Annotated in this window: 12 protein-coding genes; 8 read left to right on the top strand and 4 right to left on the bottom strand. The window is 67.7% G+C overall.

Going from position 1 to position 17,237, the window contains the following annotated elements; translation table 11 throughout:
* Positions 1 to 70: 70 nt before the first annotated feature.
* From GV007_RS03400 to GV007_RS03380, 5 genes are all read left to right on the top strand, one after another.
* Positions 71 to 1,300, top strand: a complete 1,230-nt coding sequence (locus GV007_RS03400; protein WP_160071001.1) for a hypothetical protein — start codon at positions 71 to 73, stop codon at positions 1,298 to 1,300.
* A gap of 243 nt (positions 1,301 to 1,543) precedes the next feature.
* Entirely contained in the window at positions 1,544 to 4,084 is a 2,541-nt protein-coding gene (locus GV007_RS03395) for a LuxR C-terminal-related transcriptional regulator (RefSeq protein ID WP_160071000.1), read from the top strand.
* A gap of 254 nt (positions 4,085 to 4,338) precedes the next feature.
* Positions 4,339 to 5,055, top strand: coding sequence for a hypothetical protein (locus tag GV007_RS03390; RefSeq protein ID WP_160070999.1), 717 nt, complete (start codon positions 4,339 to 4,341; stop codon positions 5,053 to 5,055).
* A 198-nt stretch (positions 5,056 to 5,253) separates the two neighbouring features.
* Positions 5,254 to 7,785 carry an ATP-dependent Clp protease ATP-binding subunit gene (locus GV007_RS03385; RefSeq protein WP_104305904.1) on the top strand — a complete coding sequence of 844 codons (2,532 nt, stop codon included), beginning with the start codon at positions 5,254 to 5,256 and terminating at the stop codon, positions 7,783 to 7,785.
* 279 nt (positions 7,786 to 8,064) lie between these two features.
* Positions 8,065 to 9,135, top strand: coding sequence for a hypothetical protein (locus GV007_RS03380; RefSeq protein ID WP_160070998.1), 1,071 nt, complete (start codon positions 8,065 to 8,067; stop codon positions 9,133 to 9,135).
* Positions 9,136 to 9,218: 83 nt separating this feature from the next.
* Here the strand turns inward: GV007_RS03380 and GV007_RS03375 are convergent, their stop codons facing one another.
* The gene (locus GV007_RS03375; RefSeq protein WP_104243617.1) at positions 9,219 to 9,419 is read right to left on the bottom strand and encodes a DUF2273 domain-containing protein; all 201 of its coding nucleotides are present in this window, start codon (positions 9,417 to 9,419) and stop codon (positions 9,219 to 9,221) included.
* Complete coding sequence (locus GV007_RS03370) at positions 9,416 to 9,868, bottom strand: Asp23/Gls24 family envelope stress response protein (protein ID WP_160070997.1); 453 nt, start codon at positions 9,866 to 9,868, stop codon at positions 9,416 to 9,418. Before GV007_RS03370 ends, GV007_RS03375 begins: the two co-directional genes overlap by 4 nt.
* Positions 9,869 to 10,583: 715 nt before the next feature.
* Here GV007_RS03370 and GV007_RS03365 point away from each other — a divergent pair.
* Positions 10,584 to 11,483, top strand: coding sequence for a helix-turn-helix domain-containing protein (locus GV007_RS03365; RefSeq protein ID WP_160070996.1), 900 nt, complete (start codon positions 10,584 to 10,586; stop codon positions 11,481 to 11,483).
* A 140-nt stretch (positions 11,484 to 11,623) separates the two neighbouring features.
* The gene (locus GV007_RS03360) at positions 11,624 to 12,436 is read left to right on the top strand and encodes a tyrosine-protein phosphatase (protein WP_160070995.1); all 813 of its coding nucleotides are present in this window, start codon (positions 11,624 to 11,626) and stop codon (positions 12,434 to 12,436) included.
* Here GV007_RS03360 and GV007_RS03355 read toward each other — a convergent pair.
* Positions 12,377 to 13,333 (bottom strand): EamA family transporter, encoded by a 957-nt coding sequence (locus GV007_RS03355; protein WP_160070994.1) that lies wholly within the window; start codon positions 13,331 to 13,333, stop codon positions 12,377 to 12,379. The two genes, GV007_RS03360 and GV007_RS03355, sit on opposite strands and share 60 nt — an antisense overlap.
* A 126-nt stretch (positions 13,334 to 13,459) precedes the next feature.
* Between GV007_RS03355 and GV007_RS03350 the strand changes: the two genes are divergently transcribed.
* Positions 13,460 to 14,356 (top strand): LysR substrate-binding domain-containing protein, encoded by an 897-nt coding sequence (locus tag GV007_RS03350; RefSeq protein WP_160070993.1) that lies wholly within the window; start codon positions 13,460 to 13,462, stop codon positions 14,354 to 14,356.
* Between the two features lie 192 nt (positions 14,357 to 14,548).
* Here GV007_RS03350 and GV007_RS03345 read toward each other — a convergent pair whose 3' ends face one another.
* Entirely contained in the window at positions 14,549 to 17,146 is a 2,598-nt protein-coding gene (locus GV007_RS03345) for a tetratricopeptide repeat protein (RefSeq protein WP_160070992.1), read from the bottom strand.
* Positions 17,147 to 17,237 lie beyond the last annotated feature (91 nt).

The raw sequence follows: 17,237 nt of genomic DNA, 5'->3' as shown, positions 1-17,237 counted from the left end.
ACCTCCGGGGAGCGCCGCGTAACCTGATCGTCGTCGTGCTGGATCGAGGACGCGGAGGAGGGTGCTGACGATGCCGCGTTCTGCCCTGCCCGTCTTCATCGCGGCCGTCATGATGACGATGCTCGCCGGATGCGCTTCCGGGCCGTTCCCGTCCGTGCAGACCGCGCTCGAGTCGTTCAACCAGACCCTTCGCTCGCTTCCCGGCGTCGAGGGGTCCAGCCTCGACCGGCCGCCGGTTGATGGGGCGGTGAAGGTCGACCTCGTCGTCACCCTCGCGGAGGAGGTGACCGAGGAGGAGCTCGCGGATATCGGCGACTACGCCTCGACCTTCCCGACCGTGCAGCTCGACCAGGGCCAGTGGGCGGGAACGGTCGAGCTGAGGCTCGCGGGCTCCGCATACTCCTACTTCGACCTCACCACGCCGGAGTCGCTCCATGCCCAGCTCGGCTACTGGCGTGAGCTGACGGCTGTGGGGTTCGAGTCGATCTCCACGCGCACGTACTCTGCGCCGGTGACCGCTGGCATGTTCGACGTGACCGATCAGGTATCCGCTGAAACAGCGGACGGTCTCGCCTCGCAGGGGACCGAAGCGCAGCCGTCGTTGACGGCGGCTCCTGGCGAACCGGCGCCCGCGACTGTCTCGCCGACGGAGTCCAGCGCGCCCTCCCTTTCTGCGGCCGCTCGTGGGCGGCTTGTCGTGATCGAGCTCTCGAGCGAGGAGCGTGGCGATAGCGAGCGCACGATGCAGCTCCTCGAGACCGCTCGTTCGCTGCATGATCCGGGCGCTGCCACCGGGGAGTGGGATCTCATGGGCTTGGCTCCGTTCACGACCGGTCAGTTCGTGCAGAGCGAGCTGCCGACAGCTGAGCAGATCGAGTTCGTCCGAGAGACGAGCGCCGTGTTCGATGAGTCGGAGCAGCTGGCGAGCGTCCATGTACGCGTAGACGATTCGGCCCTCGGTGGAACCCAGGTCAATGTCACCGCCTTCGACGACACGATGCAGGGAGTCAAGGCTGGGGAGGCCGCCAAGGCGTTCCGGGAGACCGCGGAATGGCAGGAGCTGCTCGCTCTGGTCCCGGAGCTCCAGAACGCGAATCGGGATTTCAGCGTCAACTTCGTGGGGAACAACCTCACGGGCCTCGGCGTCTTCGAGCTGAAGTTCGGGGTTCGTGACTGTGAATTCTGGTCGGGGTCGCAGTGGCCGGATCTCACGCGTGAGCTTCAGCTCGCCTGGGCTTCGAGCCTGCATGGTACCGGCGCCCTCACGATGGCCGAGCAGGTTTGCGCTGATCAGCGATAGGTTCGCAGCGGCAATTTCCTGAGAAAGCGCCCATCTGGTGGTCTCAATCCGCCCGCCTCTCGCCTGCCAGAAAGTGGTAAACCTCTGGTGTGGTATGGCATGATCCCCGGTGAATCCCCGGTCACCCGGATCTCGTCAAACGGCGATTCGCGAGTTAGAGTCATGACCATCCATTTGGTAGGTGAAGAATCATGGACTCGAGCTGGGGTGAATTCAGTGCACGCAACAACGCGGGAACTACTGGTGAGACAGCGTCTCCTCCGGGCGCTCGACGATGATTCGACGCGGATCACCCTGCTCCATGCGCCGAGCGGATACGGGAAGACGACGCTCCTGCGCATGTGGGCCGAATCCGGTCACTACACAGGCCGCCTGCTCTGGGTGACGTTCGGCACCGCGACGACCACCCGCAACGGCGTCTGGGAGCAGATCGCTCGCGCGGCCCTCCGGGAAGGGCTCCTCACGAGCCTCGAATACGACGACCTCGTGACGCTCATCAACAGCGACGACTTCGGGAAGCGCGACCTCGTCGCGGCCATGCGCAGCGAGGTTCCCTTCACGATCATCCTCGACGGCTATGAGCGCCTCGGCGACCTCGTTCCGATCGTCGACCAGGACCTCCTCAGGGGTGCCGAGAGCGTCCCGAACATGCGGGTCATCATCGCCGCGAGGGGACGCACCACGCTCGACCAGTCGAGGCTCCAGCTGCAGGGCCGCGTTCGCGTCGTGACCAACATCGACCTGGAGTTCACAGAGGCTGAGGTCGCAGCGTTCTTCGAGATCGTCGTGGGGGAGACCCACGTCGCGACGCCGACGGAAGTGCACGAGGCGACCGGTGGCTATGCCATCGCCGTCCGCGCGGCCGTCCTCGAGCTCTCCCGGTCCGGCCCGCGCGCATTCCACTGGCGCGAGAACGCACTCAACTCGACGAACCTCTCCGGTCAGCTGCCCAACGACGAGCTCGCCAGGTTCGCGAGGATCACCAGCGTCGTCCCGTACTTCGACGCCTCGCTCGCGCGAATGCTCGTCCCCGACCTGGATCCGGATGCTGCGATCGAGATGCTGGAAGCGGATGGCTTCGGGAGGCACATCTCGTTCACCCGCAGTAGCAAGGCCTTCCAGTACGTCACCGCGCTCCGTGAGGCGCTCCACGAGGAGCTGCGGGCCGGGTCGCCGGCCGAGTATCGACGCGCAGCGTCCCTTGCCGCGGCATGGCTGAGCGCGAACGGCGACCCGGAAGGCGCCCTCGAGCTGGCGCTCGAGGTCGACGATTTCGAGCTCGCATCACGCATCTGCGCTCGACTGCTCCTCACTGTCGTCGAGGCGTACACGACGGATCGCTACGTGTCGCGGCTGCAGCATCTCCCGCAGGACGTGCTCGTGGCGTACCCCGTGCTCGCGTTTGTGCTCGGTCTCGCCCGTCTTGCCAACCCGGTGCTGCGGAGCAGCGCGAAGCCGCTCCTGCAGATCGCCGCAGGGATGCGCATCCCGGGCGACCTTGCCGTCGAGCGTCGCGGCGAGTACCTCTGCTTCAAGGTCTTCGCGCTGCGCACGCTCGGCAGGCACCTGGAGTCGGCTGAGCTCGCGCGCGAAGCGCTTGAGCTCAGCGCTGCTCAGAGCCGGGTGTGCGCATCGGCGACGCTGTCCCCGGTCTTCACTCGTGGGGCAGCGCTCTCGCTCTTCCTCGTTGGTGACGTGACGGGGGCTCACGCCGCGGTCGCCGAGACCTTCGTGGTGCCGCAGTCGAAGAGCTCACGCAACCTGTCGTTCTGGGATGCGGCGGGCTACAAGTCCGTCGACGGAGACATGCCCGCCTCGGCGGCGATGCTCGCGCAGATCGAAGACGGGGCCTGGATGACGACAAGCGCGCGTGGCCACCTCGGCACCTTCGGGCACATCGCGAGGTCCTACGGGCATCTCGAGCGCGGCGAATGGGTGCAGGCGCAGGCGGCCTTGGAGGACATCGAGCGCTTCGCGGTCACGTCCGACCTCTGGCCCTACTTGCAGGAGCCGGTCATGCTTGCTCGGTTGGCTCAGGGTGAGGCGCTCGCGGAGGCCCGACGCGTCGAGGAGATGCTCGACGGTCCTCTCGCCGCCTCTGGGGTCGGCGAGAGCCTCGGTCTCTTCCGTGTGAAGTCCCTCCTCGTCGTCCTCTGGCTCGCCGCCGGCCGCCCGGCACGCGCGCGCAAGTTGCTGGAGGGGTACGCCGTCGACGACTTCCGCACGCTGCCGGCCAGGTCGCTGCTCGCTCTCGTCGACGGTGACACGGATCAGTCGATGCAATGGGTCTCGCGGTCGCTGGACTTCGTGACGACGCCGAGGATGCGCATGGCGATGCACCTCATCGGCGCGGCCGGGGCGCTGCGCGATGGCGACCGTGACGTCGCCCGGAGCATGGTCGGCCTCGCTTCTGGGCTGTCGCTCCAGTACGGGCTCGTCTCGCCGCTCCTGATGCTGCCCGATCGCGACCGCAGCGCGCTGGCTGAGCTCAGCCGAGAATCCGGCGGCGCAGACGACATCGGGATGTTCGACTCGCTCGACGTCGTGACGAACTTCCAGGAAGTGAGTGCCATGCCGCAGTTCACGGAGCGCGAACGAGTCGTGGTTCACGCGCTTGCGAGGCACACCTCGCCGACCCGAATCGCCGAGGAGCTGTTCGTCTCGCCCAATACCGTGAAGACGCAGTTGCGGTCCGCGTACAAGAAGCTGGGCGTCCACACGCGGCCGGAGGCCCTGCGGAGAGCCGAATCTCTGGGCCTTCTCCGGGAGCGAAACGGCGAGTAGTTCGCCGAGCTTCTGTTTCGCAAGCCACTCCGGGGTGAAGCCCGGGGTGGTTTCTTCGTTGGTGCCCGGGGAAATTGGTGGGTCATTTAATTGTAGATACAACTTAGGGTGAAGTCTGGGGTGACTTCGCGAAATCGGACTCGAAACCGGGGTGCTATGGAGCCGCTCGGTACCTCCGATCTGGATGCACCGGCGAACCACGCGCCCACCGGCGCGGAAGCAATTTCCCCGATCTGCTCCGAAGAGGTTCCCCCTTGTCTGAAATCCCCAGCTCCCCATCCACCCCAGTCATCACCGACGCGAAGGGCGGAACCACTCGCCGCTCAGTGCTGCGCGCCGCCGCGTGGACCACGCCCGTCATCGCCCTCGCAACCGCCGCGCCAGCCCAGGCGGCCTCCCGATGCGTCATCAAGACCAACTACAACGCGCTCAAGACGGGCACCAAGCCCACAAGCATTCCCTTCCCCGGCACCGGAGTCACCGCGACACTGAGCTACGTCGGCTACGGAGGGTTCACGGGCTCATCGACCAACGGGACCGTCCAGGACGGACCGCAGGGTGGCAACCCGCAGTCGCTCAAGTGGATCAAGATCGAGAACGCGACCGCCCGCTCCGGCAGCGGCGTCGACGTCAAGATCGTCTTCAGCGAGCCGGTCACGAAGCTCTCGTTCACGCTCTTCGACCTCGACTGGGCGCCGGGCAACCACCGCGACGCCGTCATCGCCACGACCCCACCGACCTCCTTCACGCGGGCATCGGCACTCGAAGGCAGCGGCACCCTCGCAAGCCCGTGGCGCAAGACCACCGAAGGCGAGATCCCCAGCACCTCCCTCAACGGCAACGTGCAGCTCTTCTACACGGGGCCCATCAGCGAGGTCACCTTCCGCTACTACCAGGACCTCAAGAAGCTGGACTCGAACCACAACCAGCTCATTGGGCTGAGCGACCTCTCCTTCGAGAAGTGCCTCTAGCCCTCCGAAACTGAAGGATGGATGCGCCGTCGCGCGGTCGAAGAGACCAGCGGCGGCGCATTCGCGTGCTCGGGCGACGCATCCGCACGCCCAGGGCGAACAGGGGAGGGAAACGGAGGTTGACGCCGTTACTCTCTCTGTACACGGCCCCCGACCCTGTAGCCAGGTGTCGAGGTCAGGGAGTCGAAGGAGAAACGGATGTTCGAGAGATTTACCGACCGCGCCCGTCGCGTGATCGTCCTCGCCCAAGAAGAGGCGAAGATGCTCAACCACAACTACATCGGGACCGAGCACATCCTCCTCGGCCTCATCCACGAGGGTGAAGGGGTCGCCGCCAAGGCGCTCGAATCCCTCGACATCTCGCTGCCTGCCGTACGTGAGCAGGTCCAGGAGATCATCGGCCAGGGCCAGCAGCGTCCGACGGGGCACATCCCGTTCACGCCGCGAGCCAAGAAGGTGCTCGAGCTGTCGCTCCGCGAAGCGCTGCAGCTCGGCCACAACTACATCGGCACGGAGCACATCCTCCTCGGCCTCATCCGCGAGGGCGAGGGTGTCGCAGCTCAGGTGCTCGTGAAGCTCGGAGCCGACCTCAACCGGGTGCGCCAGCAGGTCATCCAGTTGCTGAGCGGATTCCAGGGCAAGGAGCAGGTCGTCGCGGGAGCGGACCAGCCTCAGCAGGCAGCCCAGGGCTCCGCCGTGCTCGACCAGTTCGGCCGCAACCTCACGCAGGCAGCTCGCGAAGGCAAGCTCGACCCCGTCATCGGGCGCGAGAAGCAGATCGAGCGCGTCATGCAGATCCTGTCGCGCCGTTCGAAGAACAACCCCGTCCTCATCGGCGAGCCGGGCGTCGGCAAGACCGCCGTCGTCGAGGGCCTCGCCCAGGCGATCGTCACGGGGCAGGTTCCCGAGACGCTCAAGGACAAGCAGCTCTACTCGCTCGACCTCGGCTCGCTCATCGCCGGATCCCGCTACCGCGGTGACTTCGAAGAGCGCCTCAAGAAGGTCACCAAGGAGATCCGCACACGCGGCGACATCATCGTCTTCATCGACGAGATCCACACCCTCGTGGGTGCGGGTGCCGCCGAGGGCGCGATCGACGCCGCGAGCATCCTGAAGCCGCTCCTCGCACGAGGTGAGCTCCAGACCATCGGCGCCACCACGATCGACGAGTACAAGAAGCACTTCGAGAAGGATGCAGCGCTCGAGCGACGCTTCCAGCCCATCCAGGTGGAAGAGCCGTCGATCGCACACACGATCAACATCCTCAAGGGGCTCCGCGACAAGTACGAGGCGTTCCACAAGGTGTCCATCACCGACGACGCCATCGTCGCCGCGGCCACCCTCGCCGACCGCTACGTCTCCGACCGGTTCCTGCCGGACAAGGCGATCGACCTCCTCGACGAGGCAGGCGCCCGCCTCCGCCTCTCGGTGCTGTCCTCGCCCCCCGAGCTGCGCGAACTCGACGAGAAGATCGCCATCGTCCGCGCCGACAAGGAGCAGGCCATCGAGCTGCAGGACTTCGAAGGCGCCGCGTCACTGCGCGACGACGAGAAGAACCTGCTCGGCGAGCGCCTTCGCCTCGAGAAGCAGTGGAAGTCGGGCGACGTCAAGTCGACCGGCACCGTCGACGAGGGCCTGATCGCCGAAGTCCTCTCGCAGGCCACCGGCATCCCAGTCTTCAAGCTCACCGAGGAAGAGACTGCGCGTCTCGTGTTCATGGAGGATGCCCTGCACCAGCGGGTCATCGGCCAGAACGAGGCGATCGCGGCCCTGTCCAAGACCATCCGCCGCACCCGCGCCGGACTCAAGGACCCGAACCGCCCATCCGGCTCGTTCATCTTCGCTGGCCCTACGGGCGTCGGCAAGACGGAGCTCGCCAAGGCGCTCGCGGAGTTCCTCTTCGACGACGAGTCGGCGCTCATCTCGCTCGACATGTCCGAGTTCGGTGAGAAGCACACGGTTTCGCGGCTCTTCGGTGCCCCTCCAGGATTCGTCGGCTTCGAAGAGGGCGGCCAGCTCACCGAGAAGGTGCGCCGCAAGCCGTTCTCCGTCGTCCTGTTCGACGAGATCGAGAAGGCTCACCCCGACATCTTCAACTCGCTCCTCCAGGTGCTTGAAGAAGGACGTCTCACCGACGGCCAGGGTCGCGTCGTGGACTTCAAGAACACGGTCATCATCATGACGACCAACCTCGGCACGAAGGGCATCTCCGGCGGCCCTGTCGGCTTCCAGCTCGAAGGCGACGCCTCGGTGTCGTACGACAACATGAAGTCGAAGGTCAACGAAGAGCTCAAGAAGCACTTCAAGCCCGAATTCCTGAACCGCGTCGACGACACGATCGTGTTCCCGCAGCTCTCCACCAACGAGCTGCTGCAGATCGTGGATCTCTTCATCGGTCGCCTCAGCGAGCGCATGCTCGACCGCGACATGACCGTGGAGATCACCGAGCTCGCCAAGCGCAAGCTCATCAAGGTCGGCTTCGACCCGACGCTCGGCGCTCGTCCGCTGCGCCGTGCCGTGCAGCACGAGGTGGAAGACCTTCTCTCCGAGAAGATCCTCCGCGGCGAGCTCAAGGCCGGCGACCACGTCGAGGTCGACTACCCGGTAGACGAGTTCGTGTTCAACGTCTCGAAGCGCCTCGTCCCCGAGACGGTCGCGGCAGGCGGAGTGACCTCGCAGGCTGAGGGCATCATCGCCGACGCCGGTGAGGGTGACGCGCCGACCGCGTAACCTCCGAACGCACGTACGGCGAAGCCCCCGCATCCAAGTGATGCGGGGGCTTCGTCGCGCACCCCCGTCCCTGTCCCTGCCCCTGCCTCCTCGCAAAAGTGAGCCAGAAGCATGCTCCCGAGCGCGGGCAGGTGTTTCTGGCTGATTCTTGTGGTGCGTTCGCGACGACGACGACGACGTCGACGTGCGTGAGGCGCTGGATGAGAAGGGGATGGCGGGCTCTCCACAGGCGAGAAGATCGGTGGCCGGGGGAGCGGCTGCTGCTTCTACGCTCGTGCAATGGGAGAACCCAAGGACGCCCGACAGAGGCCAGAGGGAAGCACGCCCTGGCGTCCGCGGCAGCCTCTGCGCGCCGCGCTCGGGGTGAAGGCGCTCAGCGTTGCGGACGCTCGCAAGGCGGGCGTCGGGCGGGGATCGTTGAGCAACACGGGGCTCGAGCGCCCCTTCTACGGTGTTCGTCAGGTTCCGCCGAAGTCGCCTCCCGGTGGAAATCAGGCGCCCGGCGGTCTGCTCGACGAGTTCCAAGGCCTCCGATTTCGGCAGCGGCGACGCATCCTTGCCTATGTCCCTCGGCTCCGGCCAGGACAGGCGTTCGGACCGCGCGCCACGGCACTGCTGCGCGGGCTGCCGTTGCCTCTTCGCCTGCTGCGTGACACGACCGTCGACGTCATCGTGCCGCAAGGGAGCTGCCGTCCGAAGGCGGCTGGGGTGCAGGCGCGTGGAGTGCCAGAACGCCATTTCGATCTGCAGATGGTCAATGGCGTACCGTGCACGCCGCCCGAGCTCCTCTACTGCCTACTCGCGCGGGACCTTTCCGAGGTTGACCTGCTGGCGGTCGGCGACGCACTCGTCACGGAAGCCGACAACTATCCGAACCGCACATGGTTCACTGCGCTCTCGAGTGTTGAGCAGCTCGTCGAGTCCGCGAACCGCTGGTCTCCGGGAACGGGGAGCGCGCGGCTCCGTCGGGTGACCCCCATGATTCGAGCCGGAGTCGAGTCCCCCTACGAAACGTCGATGCGCTTCCACCTGCACGAGTCCGGCTATCCGGAGCTGACTCTGCAGCTCTCCATCGTCCACAACGGCGTCGAGTTGGCGAGAGCGGATGGAGCGGACCTCGAGGCGCGCATCCTCTACGACTTCGACGGCGACGGACACCGCGTCGACAAGCGGCAGTTCCGCAAGGACGTCAAGCGCCCACGTCTGCTTCGCATGCTCGGCTGGCACGACGAACGTCTCACCGTCGACGATCTCGAACCGACCCCTGATGCCTTCGTCGCCTACGCGCACGAGCTCAGGCGCCGACGGCTGGTGGAGCTGGCTGGGCAGGAGCCGCGGGCAGAAGAGTGAGCCAGATACACGCTCGCCGAGGCGAACGGATGCATCTGGCTCACTCTTCGAGACGGGAGGGCGGNGTGTCGTCGCGGCGGTGCTCATGAGGAGGTGTTCCGTCCTCGGATGACGTCGACGAGGGCGCTGGCGTCGAGCTTGCCTTCGAGGATGCGTCCGATGACGCCGCCGATGATCATCGCGATCGCGACGAAGAAGAACGCCCAGAAGCCGAGGATGATCCAGGTGAGCGCGAGGACTGCGCCGATGAGGATGCCGGTTCGGGTGAGGGATGCGGTGTTCACTGGACTCGAGCTTCTTCCGTCTTGTCGTTGGTGTCGTCTTCGGAGGGGAGGTGGACGTCGTTGACGGTCACGTTGACTTCGGTGACCTCGAGGCCGACGATCGTCTCGATGGCGCGGATCACGTCGGCGCGGACGCCGTCGGCGACGTCTTGGAGGGAGACGGGGTACTCGGCGACGATGGTCACGTCGACGGCGACCTGCTTCTCGCCGACCTCGACGCTGATGCCCTGGCTCTGGTCGGTGGCGTTGATGGCGTTGCGGATGGCGCCGATCGCGCGGGCCGCGCCGCCGCCGAGGTCGTAGACGCCGCGAGCGTCACGGGCCGCGATACCGGCAACGCGAGCCACGACGCTGTCGTTGATCGTGGTCTTGCCGTTGGAGGCGTGAGCGGGACGCAGGTCCTTGCGGTCGCTGGACGAGGTGCTGACGTTCGGGGTGGTGTTCGACATGATGCGCTCCTTGTGGTTGCCCGGTGGTGCGGGTGCACCGTTCGCGGGGTTGTGCTGGTGAGACGTGTGCTTTCGATGATTTGTCACGAATGGCTTGAGAAAAGAGATTCGGGAGCCGGATCACTGGCCTGACGGCGCGGTCGAGTCGGCGAGAACGGGCAGAGTCGGGGGAGGGGTCGCAGCTGTGGTCCGCTGTGGCGCGCGAGTGGTATTTCACATTGCGTGCACCCAGCGAAGTGAACTCGCATCTGCCCGGTGAGCATATGCACGACGTACGGAATCGTTGCCGAGAGTTTCGCGCCGCGATGTGGTCGCAATCGGCCTATATATCTCCTATGACCTGGTATTTTTTGCACATTCGGATGTGGGTTCGGCTCGAGTACCACTTTGATTCAGCGCGTCGACGGAAATGATTCTGGGGAATTGAAGCCGTCCGAGTGACTCCGAGTTTGCTGTATCGCAGCTCATTTCCCCGGGTGTTTCTCCCCCGTGAGACGCGCAACCCCGTTCTCCAACCCATCCGACAGAATGGAATGTGTGACGAACAGCGCGCTCGTGTCGTCTCACCAGGGAACGCGCGGTCTGCGCGTTCTCCGAATGACATCGAGCGATTGGAGTGGGTGAGGTGCAGGAGCACACGAGTCAGGCAGACACCGAGGTTGCCGTGAGGGAGTCGAGTGACGGCCAGTGGCCGATGCGGGCGGAACTCCCTCGGGTGGTCTCTCTCACTGTCGACGAGGTGGGGCCGGAGGCCGTCGAGACCGTGCGGGGCTGGGGATGGCATCTCCAGTCGGACGGTCAGGACTTCAGGGTCGTCGGCGATGTGCTCAAGAACGACACCTTCGCCCTCAGCCGCTACCGCCACACGGCAGCGACCTTCCGATACGAAGTCCCGAGCGCCTTTGCCGGGGGCGCCGCCAGGCTGCTCCTCGCCTGCCTGGAAGGCGAGGTCGTGGTCGACATCGCCGGAACGCTGGAGACGCTCACCCCGGGCAGCGTGCTGTTCGCCAACCCGGAGGACCTCGTCAGCAAGACGTCGAACGGTCCGGTCAGTAGCCTCCTGGTGATCTTTCCCCGCCCCCAGTCCTTCACGGAGAACTACGTCGGAACGACCTCGGCGTCGGATGCCTACCTGCAGGTGCTCGTCGACGCCTCCGCGTCCATCCTCAGCGGCGGACTCCGCGCTGAGGACCCCGCCTTCACCCGCGTCGGGCTCGGCGTCGAGGCGCTGGTCTGGGCGCTGGCAACTCAGACCGAGCTCCGCACGCTCAGCACGGCGAGCACTGACCTCGCTCACGTCTACAGCGAGGCCGTCAAGTACGTCTCACGGTTCGCGTCAGACGAGGCGACCACGGTGAACTCGATGGCCGCCGCCCTCGGCGCATCCCGGGCGCACCTGTATCGGGCGTTCGCCGCGACGGGTGACACCGCGTCGGCCTACCTCAGGAGGGCGCGCGTGCGCCTCGCGCAGCGCCTGCTGCTCGAGGGAGCGAATCAGGATGCGGCCGCCAGGGGCGCGGGGTTCGGCACGGCGCGGCGCATGCGCAGTGCTCTGGCCGCGGCCCCGGACGCCGCGGTGTCGCCGCAGAAGGCGATCCTTCCGGCGGTGGAGTGAGCTGACGCTCGCTGCTGGGTGGGTTCAGCCCATGGCAGCTCCTCGTCTTTCGGGGTGCTCATCGGTGTCGGCACGGGAGTCCCACGACGAGCCCCACACGCGACCGACACAATGTCGGAGCCCCGTCCTAGGCTGGTCGCATGACGACGGCGACATCACTCCAGGGCACCTTCAACTTCCGAGACACCGGCGGCATGCCGCTGGCGGCTGGCGGCACGACGACGCCCGGCCTCTTCTACAGGTCAGATGCGCTGAGCTCCCTCACCCAGACCGGCCTCGAGGAGCTCGCCGCGAGCGATATCGGTGTCATCGTCGACTTCCGCACCCCCTCAGAGCGGCAGATGGCGCCGGACCGCCTCCCCGTGAGTCGCCCGTTCCGTGTTGCGGAGCTGCCCCTGCTCGAGGGTGCCTTGTCCGGTCTCGTGCAGCAGGGGCTGCAGTCGACGGCTGGCGGTGGAGACCCGGCCGAGCAGGCGAAGGCGCTCGATGCGGTGCTCGCGCAGATCCCCTCGCTCGGCGAGCTCTACGTCGGCATGCTCGAGCACGGGGCCACGTCGTTCGCCGAGCTCGCACGCCTGGTCGCCAACGCGACGACCGCCCCGCCGACAGCGGTGCTCGTCCACTGCACCGCAGGCAAGGACCGCACCGGAGTGGGCTCGGCACTGCTGCTCGACGCGGTCGGCGTCGAGCGATCGGCGATCGTCGCTGACTACACGTCGTCCGGTGAGCACCTCGCGGGCGAGTGGGCTGAGCGCATGTACGGCATGGTCGCGCAGTACGGCCTGCCGCTCACCGACGAGATCAAGGACCTCGTCGCTGCCACCCCTGCCTCGGCCATCGAGCGTGCCCTCGAATGGGTGGATGCCCACGGCGGCTCGGCCGCGTACCTGCAGTCAGGCGGGCTCACCGGTGCGGAGCTCGCCGCGCTCAAGGGGCGCCTCACGGGCGCCTGAACCGGGATCATCGGGCGTCGGGGCGCTCGGTGGAGCTGCGCGTCCCGCCGAGCGTTCGACGCCGATGCCCGCCACGATGACCAGCGCGAGACCCACAACCGGCAGGATGCCCGGCACCTGGTGCAGGAGCAGCAGCCCGATGACCAGTGCGACGGCGGGCTCAAGGCTCGTGAGGGTTCCGTACGCGGCCGCGGTGATGCGGCGCAGCGCCTGGATCTCGAGCATGAACGGCACGGTCGGCAGGAGCACGGCCAGGCCCAGGCCGGCGAGGGCGGCCTCCCAGGTGAGCAAAGGGATCGTGCTCGGAGCAGCGATGAGGCTCGCGATGACGGCGGCGACTGGAATCGACACGGCCAGGCCGCGCACCCCGCTCAGCTCGTCGCCCACCCGCTGCGTGCAGAGGATGTAGACGGCCCAGCAGGCGGCCGCGGCGAGCGCATACAGGACGCCGAGCGGGTCGATGTTCCCCGTCCACGGCTCCGTGAGCAGCACGACCCCGACGGCGGCGATCAGCGGCCAGAGCAGCGCCCGGCCGCGGCTGCGCAGCACGGCGACGGCGAGCGGACCCAGGAACTCGAGGGCCGCAGCAGTGCCGAGCGGGATGCGGTCGATCGCGAGCGTGAAGAGGAGCGTCATTCCAGAGGTCGCCGCGCCGAGCACAACGCATGCCAGGAAGCTGCTGCGCGTGAACCACGAACGGCGTGGGCGCACGATGACCAGCACGAGCGCTGCCGCGAACACGAGGCGGATCCAACCGGTGCCGAGCGGACCGAGCTGCTCGAACAGGCCCGTGCTGAGCGCGAGCCCGAGCTGCACGAAGAGCATCGCCGAGATGGTCATGAGCGTGCCGGAACGTGCAGTTCCCCGCGGAGCTGGCGCGAGCTTGGACGTGGTCATGGATTCAGGATGTCGCTCGGCGGTGTCCGTGTCCACGCGAGATGAGCGAACACATCGTTCGCGAAACACGCACAATGGTGGAGTGGACGGTGACGACCGCGACCAGGATCATCGGCTGGAGGGCCCATGGAGACACGACGCCTCGAGTACCTCGTCGACCTCGACCGGCTCGGCTCCATGCGCGCGGTCGCCGAGCTGCACCGCACCACGACGTCCGTCGTGTCACAGCAGCTCGCACTCCTGCAGCAGGAGCTGGGTGCCCGACTCCTCGAGCGAATCGGACGCGGGGTTCGGCTGACCGCCGCGGGTGCTCGGCTCGCGACGCGCGCATCCGGAATACTGGCGAGCCTGCATGAAGCGAAGCGCGACTTCGACCCCGACGGTGAGCCGCAAGGCACCCTGCGCGTTGCCGGCTTCGCCACGGCGGCCCGCGCCCTGTTCCCGATCATGCGCGAACTCGCCGCCTCGCACCCGGGGGTGCGGCTCGTGCTCGAGGAGCAGGAACCCGACGAAGCGCTGGCGCTCGTGGATGCCGGCCGAATCGACCTGGCACTCGTCTACGACTACACGCTCGCCCCGCTGCGTATCCCCGCCGGCTACGAGAGCGTACGGCTCTGGCAGGGGGAGTGGGGTATCGGCATGGCGGACCGCCACGCCGACGCGCTCCCGGGCTGCGGGCTGGTGCCGCTGCCGAACCGCGAACTCATGCTGGCGCTGCGCGACCAGGAGTGGATCGGCAACTCCAGGAACAACGCCGACGAGATCGCGATCGGCGTGCTCGCATCGCTCGCCGACTACGAGCCGAACGTCACGCACCAGTCCGACGACCTGGCCCTCGTCGAAGATCTCATCGCCGCCGAGTTCGGGGTCGGGATGCTGCCCCTCACGAGGGAGCAGCGCGACAACGTGCGGATCGTGCGGATGCAGGACCCGCCCATGCTGCGCGCATCCGCCGCGTACCTCCGCGGCACCGCGGAGTGGCCGCTGCTGCGCCATGTGCTCGACCGGCTCACCGCCAGCTGACGAGGCCCTTGGTCGGCGTACCAGACCCGTTCCGTTCGCCGCCGACCGACTCCATGCGAACCTCGGGATGGGTTCCACGCTTCGGGGTGGGTTGCAAGCCATCTGCCTGCGTTGGAGCCATCCCAAAACGTCGGTGTCCTCCTGACCTGAGCCCGCGGTCGTCGAAGGCGTACCGGATGGGCGCGGCCGGTCTCAGACGGCGTCGAGCTCAGCGAGCAGCGCGCGAGCGCGCTCAAGCTGCGGCGTCGCCACCTCCGGCGTACTCGAATCGATGCCTGCCATCAGGGCTGCCAGGTGCTGTCGCGCCACATCCGGCGTTCCCGCGCGGAGCTCCGCTTCCGCGAGTCCGAGCAGCGCCCTGGCACGTTCGTGCGTGTTGGCGGAACCCTCGGCTACCTCGAGGGCGAGCGCATGGTGCCCGGCCGCATCCGCCACCCGGCCGAACTGCAGGTGCAGTTCACCCAGGTTGTTCCTCACCGAAGCGACAAGCGACGAGTTGCCCATGGCCTCGGCAAGCGCGAGCGCGGCCCCGTGCTGTGCCGCCGCTGCGTCACGGTCACCGAGGCCGGCAAGCGCGAGGGCGAGATTCGTGAGTGCGTACGCGTGCGGCAGGCCTGCCTGGTGCTCGGTCAGGCGGACGGCGTCGCGCGCGGAGTTCGCCGCGCTCGAGAAGTCGCCGAGCTCCACCTCGACGTCGCTGAGGTTGACGAGTGCCACACCAGCTGCGACCTCGTCGCCCCGGGTGAGGGCGATTCGGTGGGCTGCTCCATGCCGAGCTCTGGCGCCCTCGAGGTCGCCCAGGCGCCGCAGCACGATCCCGAGGTTGTCGTTGAGCGACGCCGCGAAGTGGTCGAGCCCGCCGTGCTCGGCGGCGGTGACGGCCTGCTCGAACTGCAGGGCCGCTTCGTCGAGATCACCACCCTGTGCGGCGAGGATGGCCAGGGTGTTCGAGGCCTTGAGCACAAGCTCGTCGCTGCCGACGTGCTCGGCGAGCTGCTGCGCACGCAGCAGCTCGGCACGCGCATACGGGCTGCCCATCCGCACCATCGACTGGCCGACGCGGTGCGCTGCCACCGCCATGGCTTCCGGGTTGCCGCGGGCCTCCGCACGACGGAGGGCCTCACGGTGCACCTGTTCGGCGGTGCGGTGCCTGCCGTCGACGTCGAGGTGGTGCGCGGCGAGCTCGCTGACCTCGATCGGCACCTCGGGCCGTCTGTCCGCGACCGCCGCGGACAGCTCGATGAGCACCGGCAGCTGGCCCCGCCAGAACTCCGCCGCGTCGCCGTCGCCAAGCGGTGGTTCGAACCCGCGGTTCCACTCCGAACGCTCCGAATCAGCGGCCCGTCGTGTGCTCGAACGTGCTCGCTCGAACGCGTCGGGGTAGCTGATCTCGAGCGCAGCCCAGCCGCGCCGGAGGTAGAGATCCAGCACCCGGTCGAGTGCGGCCCTGCGCTCCACCGGGGCATCCTCCTCGAGGCTGCGCGACAGCGCGAACGATCGGACAACCGGGTGCAGCAGCGTCGCTCCGGTCGAGCGCTGCACGAGCTGCGCCTCCTGGAGGGCATCAAGGGCCGACGCCTGCGCCTGCGCCGAGGGGACCGCGGATGCGCGCAGTTGGTCACGTGCATCCGCGACGACCCCGACGGCCGCCGTGTCGAGACCATCGCTGGGAACAGAAGCGAGGAGACGCAGCGTGCGCTGGACCTGCGCGTCGAGCGCCGCATAGCTCAGCTCGATCGACGCGCGCAACGGCCCATCCGGCGCGCTTTCGCGCTCGTCGAGTTCGTCGAGGTGGTCAGCGAGCCGCCAGTGCGGTCGCTGCAGGATGCGCGTGCACAGCAGGCGTGCGGCCAGCGGTAATCCGCCGGTCGCGGCGGCGAGACCCTGCAGTGCTTCCGGCTCCGAGTCGGCGCGATCCGTCCCGATGCTGGCGCGCAGGAAGGCGCCGGTCTCCTCGTCGCTCCAGGGGGTGAGCTCGACGAGCCGCAGCCACGGCGCTCGCTCGGCCTCGTTCCGAGATACGACGATGGTCGGGGTCCGCAGCGCACGGATGAGCGGCTCAAGGGGAGCGAGCTCGCTGACGTCATCGACGAAGGCCCCGATCCGGCGCGCGGCGGCGGCGTCGGCGACTGCGGCGATCACCGACGCCTCGGTGTCGCGGGCCTCCGCGGGCACGTCGAGCGCGCGAGCCAGCGCGTCTGCAAGCGAACGAGCATCCGCGGCCCCACCCTTGCTCAGCTGCTCGCGCACGTTGACGACCACGACGTCGCTGATCGCGTCCGTGTCCAGCAGGGCGTGAAGCGCCTGGACCGCGAGCTGCGTCTTGCCGACGCCCGGCATCCCCGTGATGACCGCGGGCCCCTCGCTCGCCGTCAGCATTCGAAGCTCATCCGCCCGCCCGACCAGGGGAGCTGCGGGGCTGGTGGACTCGTCGAGGCCGAGTCTCGCGACCCGGAGCGCCGTGCCGCCGCTCAGCACGCGGCCGCACCAGTCGGACCACAGCTGCGCGCCGCGATCGTCGACGCCGAGCACCCGCACGATGTCGAGCACCAGGGGCACATCGAGACGACGGCGACCGAGCCTGAAGCAGTCGTAGACCGTCATGCGGCCGACCGCTGACTCCCGCGCGTGGGCCCCACGGCTGACTCGAACGTCGCGAACACGCTCCGTGAGTTCCGAGAACGACGGAGAACCGGAGCGCTGGCGCAACTGCCGAAGACGTCCGACGAGCTCGTCGAACGTCGCGGGAGGGAGGTCGGGATCGTCGAGGGTCGAGACCGGCGCGCTCATGCCGATGAAGGTAGCAGAGACGGGGATGGTCGCATCCGCTGGCCCGGCCGGGCGTCCGGAGGGCGTCACGCGTCGACCCGTACGGGTTCGT

The organism is Pseudoclavibacter sp. 8L, assembly GCF_902506465.1.
Taxonomy (GTDB): domain Bacteria; phylum Actinomycetota; class Actinomycetes; order Actinomycetales; family Microbacteriaceae; genus Pseudoclavibacter.
This window is presented reverse-complemented; position numbering and strand designations above follow the sequence as displayed.

Excerpts from the sequence above, each read along its gene's own strand:
- GV007_RS03400 (WP_160071001.1), top strand. The coding sequence starts at position 71 with ATGCCGCGTTCTGCCCTGCCCGTCTTCATCGCGGCCGTCATGATGACG.
- GV007_RS03385 (WP_104305904.1), top strand. The coding sequence starts at position 5,254 with ATGTTCGAGAGATTTACCGACCGCGCCCGTCGCGTGATCGTCCTCGCC.
- GV007_RS03380 (WP_160070998.1), top strand. The coding sequence starts at position 8,065 with ATGGGAGAACCCAAGGACGCCCGACAGAGGCCAGAGGGAAGCACGCCC.
- GV007_RS03370 (WP_160070997.1), bottom strand. The coding sequence starts at position 9,868 with ATGTCGAACACCACCCCGAACGTCAGCACCTCGTCCAGCGACCGCAAG.
- GV007_RS03360 (WP_160070995.1), top strand. The coding sequence starts at position 11,624 with ATGACGACGGCGACATCACTCCAGGGCACCTTCAACTTCCGAGACACC.
- GV007_RS03355 (WP_160070994.1), bottom strand. The coding sequence starts at position 13,333 with ATGACCACGTCCAAGCTCGCGCCAGCTCCGCGGGGAACTGCACGTTCC.
- GV007_RS03350 (WP_160070993.1), top strand. The coding sequence starts at position 13,460 with ATGGAGACACGACGCCTCGAGTACCTCGTCGACCTCGACCGGCTCGGC.
- GV007_RS03345 (WP_160070992.1), bottom strand. The coding sequence starts at position 17,146 with ATGAGCGCGCCGGTCTCGACCCTCGACGATCCCGACCTCCCTCCCGCG.